The sequence below is a fragment of the Streptomonospora arabica genome (assembly GCF_039531585.1).
Classification (GTDB): Bacteria; Actinomycetota; Actinomycetes; order Streptosporangiales; family Streptosporangiaceae; genus Streptomonospora; species Streptomonospora halophila.
Genome location: NZ_BAAAQI010000014.1, coordinates 132,485 through 138,799 on the forward strand (window position 1 = coordinate 132,485; position 6,315 = coordinate 138,799).

The following is a 6,315-nucleotide window of genomic DNA, read 5'->3' on the forward strand; positions in this document are numbered from 1 at the left end:
TGCCGCCGCGTCCTGCCGACGGTCACCGCCCGGCGCTCGGGCCCGGCGCGGGTGCGCGTGCTGCGAGCGGGGCGCGCCCGGACGCGTGCCGCGCTCCGGCGGCGCGGGCTCAGCCGTCGAGGACCTCGTCCATGCGGTTGATGTCGGCCGTCTGCTCGGCGATGACGTCGTTGGCCATCCGCAGCACGACCGGGTCCTTGCCTTCGAGCACGGCCTCCTCGGCCATGGTGATGGCGCCTTCGTGGTGGGTGGTCATCAGGTCGACGAACATCGTGTCGAACTCCGCGCCCTCGGCCGCCTCCAGCGCGTCCAACTCCTCCTGGCTGGCCATCCCGGCCATGTCGGCGTGGTTCACCTCGACCGGGCAGCCGCCCTTCCCGTGGTCGTGGCCGCCGCCGTCGCCGTGGTGGCCGTGCTCGGGTGCACAGGCGCCCGGTGCGGGGTCGTTTGCGCCCGAGCCGTAGACGTTCTCCTCCAGCCACGCCTCCATCGCCTCGATCTCGGGGCCCTGCGAGGTCTCGATGCGGTCGGCGATCTTCTTGAGGTCGGAGCTCTTCATCCGCTCCTTGGCCAGGTCCGTCATGACGAGCGCCTGCTCGTGGTGCCCGATCATCAGCGCGACGTAGCTGATGTCGGCCTTGTTGTGTTCGAGGCCCTCGGCGGCCGCGTCGATCTGCTGCTGGGAGGCCGGTGAGGCGGACTCGCCGGGTGCCCCCGGCGCGAGGACGGGCGGTCCGTCGGCGGAGTCGGCGGGCTGGTCGCCGCCGGTGCAGGCGGTGAGGCCGGCGAGGAGGACGGCGGCTGCGGCCGCCAGGACCCTGTTCCGCACGGGGGCTCCTTCCACGGGGGACGGCGGCGTCGGGGGTGCCGCTCCAGTGCTTGTCTACTCACCGCGCAGACGGCTTGTCCAGAGTGTCGACCTGGTTCTCGGCCCCTTCCGGGCACCGCGGGAGGAGGATTCCCGTCGCCGATCGGCGCCGTTTTGCCACGTCAATGCCACTTTTGCGGATGAAGCTGGCGGTATGTGAAATGTATCCCCGCCGAAGATCGCGGAATGTTGAGTTCGGGTTTCGTGAGGAAGGTGGTCTGTACAACCCGGTCGGGGTATGGGTAGCTTTCTTAAGATTCGGGATGCTTCGGATTAGGAGGGCACATGTCGACATCCCCCCGGCCTTTCCTGCTATGGAGCGCTCGCGCGCGGCGGACCGGTGCGGTCGTCGCCGGTGCCGCGACGGCGGCTCTGGCCGCGGCGGCGCTGGCGCCGGCGGCGTTCGCGGACACCGCGGACGACGTCTCGACCAGCAAGAACGTCGAACATATCGCCAACCTCGCCAAAGAGGGTCCGTTCGCGGACTACGGCGCCTTCAATTCCGATCTCGCTTTCACCGGCGACTACGCGATCGACGGCAACTACAACGGCTTCATGGTCTACGACATCTCCGATCCGGAGTCTCCGCAGGTCGTAAGCCAGGTTCTGTGTCCGGGCGGGCAGGGCGACGTCTCCGTGAGCGGCGACCTGCTGTACTACTCCGTGGACTATCCGCGCGAGAGCGAGGAGTGCGGCGCTCCGGCCAGCACACCGGAGGACGCCGACGCGTTCGAGGGTGTCCGGATCTTCGACCTCTCCGACATGGCCGCTCCCCAGTACGTCGGCGCGGTGCGCACCGACTGCGGTTCGCACACCAACACGCTGGTGCCCGGCGACGCCGACACCGACTACGTCTACGTGTCCTCCTACGCGCCCTCCGACTCCTATCCCAACTGCCAGACGCCGCACGACAAGATCTCGGTGATCGAGGTGCCCAAGGACGACCCGGCCTCGGCCTCGGTCGTCAGCGAGCCGGTGCTGTTCCCCGACGGGGGCAATCCCGGCGGCAGCGGTGAGCTCCGCCCGACCGAGGGCTGCCACGACATCACCGTGCTTCCCCGCAAGGACATGGCCGCGGGGGCCTGCATGGGCGACGGCGTGATGATGGACATCAGCGACCCGCTGGAGCCGGTCGTCACCGACGTCGTCCGCGACGACAACTTCGCCTTCTGGCACTCGGCCACCTTCAGCAATACGGCCCGCTCGGTCATCTTCACCGACGAGCTCGGCGGCGGCGGTGCCCCCACCTGCAACGAGGAGATCGGGCCCGAGCGCGGCGCCGACGCGATCTACTCCCTCAAGGGCGGCAAGCGGCACCCGCGGCTGAAGTTCGCGAGCTACTTCAAGATCGACCGCCACCAGACCGACACCGAGAACTGCGTCGCGCACAACGGCTCCCTGATCCCGGTGCCGGGCAAGGACTACTTCGTCCAGTCCTGGTACCAGGGCGGCGTCTCGGTGATCGACTTCAACAATCCGAAGAACCCGCGCGAGATCGGCTACTTCGACCGCGGCCCCCTCGACCAGGACGAGCTGCAGCTGGGCGGATCCTGGTCGGCCTACTACTACAACGGCTACGTCTACTCCTCCGACATCCAGCAGGGCTTCGACGTGCTGAAGCTGGACGACCGCCGGCTGAGGAAGGCCGAGAAGGTCACCTACGACGAGTTCAACCCGCAGAGCCAGCCCAAGTACCGGCCCGGTCGCTGACCGTCCCGGCTCTGCCTGATTCGCCCGAGTACGGCGCGAGCACGGTCCGCGGCCAACAGCGGCGGGCCGTGCTGCGCGTTGCCGCGGCAGCGGAGCGCCCGGGCGTGTGGCGGCGGTGGCCCCACCGCCGCCACACACCCGCCCTCTGCCCGCGGTTCCGGCGGGTCCGTCCCCCGACAGCGGGCCACCGCCCGCACGGACCCGTCCCGTGCAGGTAACCACCGGGAGTGATCCATGCCGATGCGACCCGCATCCCCCGTCCCCCCGTCAGCCCCTCGCCGAACCCGGCGCCGCGCCGGCCGCCTCACCGCCGGCGTGGCCGCCTCCGCCGCAGCGCTGCTGCTGGGCACGGCCCTGGCACCGGCCGCGGCGGCCGACGACACCTCCAGCGACAACGTCGAGCACCTCGCCAACGTCCCGCTGCAGGCCCCGGTCGACAGCGTCGGCTCGGACCTGGCCTTCTCCGGCGACTACGCGATCGACGGCAACTACAACGGCTTCATCGTCTACGACATCTCCGACCCGACGTCCCCGCAGGTCGCCAGCCGCGTGCTCTGCGAGGGCGGGCAGGGCGACGTCTCCGTGAGCGGCGACCTGCTGTACTACTCCGTGGACTATCCGCGCGAGAGCGAGGAGTGCGGTGCGCCGGCCAGCACTCCCGAGGACGCCGACGCGTTCGAGGGCGTCCGGATCTTCGACCTCTCCGACAAGACGGCGCCGAAGTACGTGGGGGCGGTGCGCACCGACTGCGGTTCGCACACCAACACGCTGGTGCCCGGCGACGCCGACACCGACTACGTCTACGTGTCCTCCTACGCGCCCTCCGACTCCTATCCCAACTGCAAGCCCCCGCACGACAAGATCTCGGTGATCGAGGTGCCCAGGGACGACCCCGCCTCGGCCTCGGTGGTCAACGAGCCCGTGATCTTCCCCGAGGGCGGGAACGAGGACCAGGACGGCCTGCTGCTGCCCACGCAGGGCTGCCACGACATCACCGTCTTCCCCGCGCGCGACATCGCCGCCGCCGCGTGCATGGGCGACGGCGTGATGCTCGACATCAGCGACCCGGTGGAGCCGGAGGTCACCGAAACCGTCCGCGACGAGAACTTCGCCTTCTGGCACTCCGCGACGTTCACCAACGACGCCAGGTCCGTGCTGTTCACCGACGAGCTCGGCGGCGGAGGCGCACCCACCTGCACCGAGGAGATCGGGCCCGAGCGCGGCGCCGACGCGATCTACTCCCTCAAGGGCGGCAAGCGGCACCCGCGCCTGGAGTTCGCGAGCTACTTCAAGATCGACCGCCACCAGGGCGAGCAGGTCTGCGTCGCGCACAACGGGTCGCTGATCCCGGTGCCGGGCAAGGACTACTTCGTCCAGTCCTGGTACCAGGGCGGCGTCTCGGTCATCGACCTCAACGACCCGGAGAACCCGCGCGAGATCGGCTACTTCGACGTGGCGCCGGACGAGGAGGCCGGTGTGATCGGCAGCGACACCTGGTCCACCTACTACTACAACGGCCACGTCTACTCCTCCGACATCGTGCGGGGCCTGGACGTGCTGAAGCTGGACGACCGCCGGCTGAGGAAGGCCGAGAAGGTCACCTACGACCAGTTCAACCCGCAGAGCCAGCCCAAGTACCGCCCCGGCCGCTAGACCGGCCCGGGACTAGCGCGACACGGCGGTCCGCCGTCCTCCGCGGAGGACGGCGGACCGCCGCATGCCCGGCGCCGACACGCCTCGGGGGTGAGTAGGGTGGTCGTGTGTGCACACCAGTCGAAACGCCGGCCGCGCCGTGAGTGAGGCCGGGATCCACGAGCAGTACACCCGGATCGCCGCCGAGATCACCGCCCGCCGGGTCGAGACCGACATCGACCCCTCGACCGAGCGGATCCGCGCGCTGATGGACCTGCTGGGCGACCCCCAGCACAACTACCGGGTCATCCACATCACGGGCACCAACGGCAAGACCTCCACGGCCCGGATGATCGACGCGCTGCTGCGCGAGCGCCACCTGCGCGTGGGCCGCTACACCAGCCCGCACCTGCGCACCATGCGCGAGCGCGTCGTCGTCGACGGCGAGCCGGTCTCCGAGGAGCGCTTCGTCGAGGCCTACAACGACATCCGGCCCTACGTGGAGCTGGTCGACTCCTCCCACGAGATCCCGCTGTCGTTCTTCGAGGTGCTGACAGGCATGGCCTACGCGCTCTTCGCCGACACCCCGGTGGACGTCGCCGTGGTCGAGGTGGGCATGGGCGGCACCTGGGACGCCACCAACGTGGCCGACGCCGACGTCGCCGTGGTCACGCCCATCGCCGTCGACCACACCGAGTTCCTGCCCGACACCGTCGAGGGCATCGCCGAGGAGAAGGCGGGCATCATCAAGCCCGACTCCATCGCCGTGCTCGCCCAACAGCCGCTGGACGCCGCCGAGGTGCTGATGCGCCACGTCTCCGAGATCGGGGCGCAGGTGGCCCGCGAAGGCCTGGAGTTCGGCGTCGCCCACCGCGGCATCGCCGTGGGCGGCCAGCAGCTCTCGCTGAAGGGCCTGCGCGGCGGCTACGAGGGCCTGTTCCTGCCGATGTTCGGCGCACACCAGGCCGGCAACGCCGCCGTGGCGGTGGCCGCGGTCGAGGCGTTCGCCGGACCCGGCGAGGGCGACGAGCGGCTCGACCCCCAGCTGGTCTCGGAGGCGCTGGCCGGCGTCGAGTCCCCCGGGCGCCTGGAGGTCCTGCGTACCACACCCACGGTGCTGGTCGACGCCGCGCACAACCCGGCCGGGATGGCCGCTGTGTCCGAGGCCGTGCAGGAGGAGTTCGGGTTCATCCGGCTCGTCGGCGTCCTGTCGATCATGGCCGACAAGGACGTCGAGGGCATCCTGGAGCCCCTGGAGCCGCTGCTCGCCGAAGTCGTGGTCACCACCAACTCCTCGTCGCGCAGCCTCACGCCCGAGCAGCTCCACGACATCGCCGAGCCGGTCTTCGGCTCCGAGCGGGTGCACCTGTCCGAGCGCCTCGACGACGCCATCGACACCGCGATTGCACTCGCCGAGGCCGACGGCGAACCCAGCGGCGCCGGCGTGCTGATCACCGGCTCGGTCGTCACGGCCGGCGACGCCCGCCATCTGCTCAAGGGGGACTGACCATGCGGCGGATGTGCGCGATGGTGCTCTCCCTGGAGTTCGTCGTCATCCTGCTGGCCGTTCCGGTCGCCGTCCAGATCGTCGGCATCGCACCGGCGACGGCCGGCACCGTGTGGGGCGGCCTGTCCCTGGCCGCGCTCGTGCTGTCGATGCTGCAGCGGTTCGCCTGGGCCCACTACGCGGGCTGGGCGCTGCAGGCGGCGTTCTTGGCCACGGGCTTCGTCGTGCCGGGCCTGGCGGTGCTGGGCGTCCTCTTCCTGGCGCTGTGGGTGACGGCCGTGATGCTGGGCCGGCGCACCGACGCCCAGGACGCGGCGCAGGCGCGCCGCGCGCAGCAGGAGAGCCCGGGCGAGGCCGGCGCAGCGGGCTAGATCGTTGATGGGAGTTTCCCGAACCGGCTGCGGGCATGGCGAAGGGCGCCGAAGATCAGTGTGTGAAGACAAACCTCGACGCCCTTCTCACCGCACTCTGTGTCCACCTGGACGACCACGTCCTGCCCTCGGGCAGGAAACCGGGAAAACGCGGCCCCGCCCGGCTGCTCACCGACGCCGAACTCGTCTGCGTCGCCATCGCCCAAGTCCTGCTGCGCTGCGACTCC

General features: G+C 70.3%; 5 protein-coding genes and 1 pseudogene. 5 read left to right on the forward strand and 1 reads right to left on the reverse strand.

Going from position 1 to position 6,315, the window contains the following annotated elements; genetic code table 11:
* Positions 1 to 109 precede the first annotated feature (109 nt).
* On the reverse strand, positions 110 to 829 hold the full coding sequence (locus ABD284_RS19815; RefSeq protein WP_344145623.1) for a DUF305 domain-containing protein: 720 nt from the start codon (positions 827 to 829) through the stop codon (positions 110 to 112).
* Positions 830 to 1,153: 324 nt separating this feature from the next.
* On the opposite strand from ABD284_RS19815, the gene ABD284_RS19820 reads away from it, so the two are divergent.
* The 5 genes and pseudogenes from ABD284_RS19820 to ABD284_RS25830 form a co-directional block, all read left to right on the forward strand.
* Complete coding sequence (locus ABD284_RS19820; protein WP_344145625.1) at positions 1,154 to 2,578, forward strand: LVIVD repeat-containing protein; 1,425 nt, start codon at positions 1,154 to 1,156, stop codon at positions 2,576 to 2,578.
* Between the two features lie 240 nt (positions 2,579 to 2,818).
* Complete coding sequence (locus ABD284_RS19825; RefSeq protein ID WP_344145645.1) at positions 2,819 to 4,231, forward strand: LVIVD repeat-containing protein; 1,413 nt, start codon at positions 2,819 to 2,821, stop codon at positions 4,229 to 4,231.
* Between the two features lie 139 nt (positions 4,232 to 4,370).
* Positions 4,371 to 5,717 (forward strand): bifunctional folylpolyglutamate synthase/dihydrofolate synthase, encoded by a 1,347-nt coding sequence (locus tag ABD284_RS19830; protein ID WP_344145647.1) that lies wholly within the window; start codon positions 4,371 to 4,373, stop codon positions 5,715 to 5,717.
* Positions 5,718 to 5,719: 2 nt separating this feature from the next.
* Positions 5,720 to 6,088, forward strand: coding sequence for a DUF4233 domain-containing protein (locus ABD284_RS19835; RefSeq protein WP_344145627.1), 369 nt, complete (start codon positions 5,720 to 5,722; stop codon positions 6,086 to 6,088).
* Positions 6,089 to 6,150: 62 nt separating this feature from the next.
* A pseudogene (locus tag ABD284_RS25830) lies at positions 6,151 to 6,315 on the forward strand (IS982 family transposase); the annotation flags it as partial.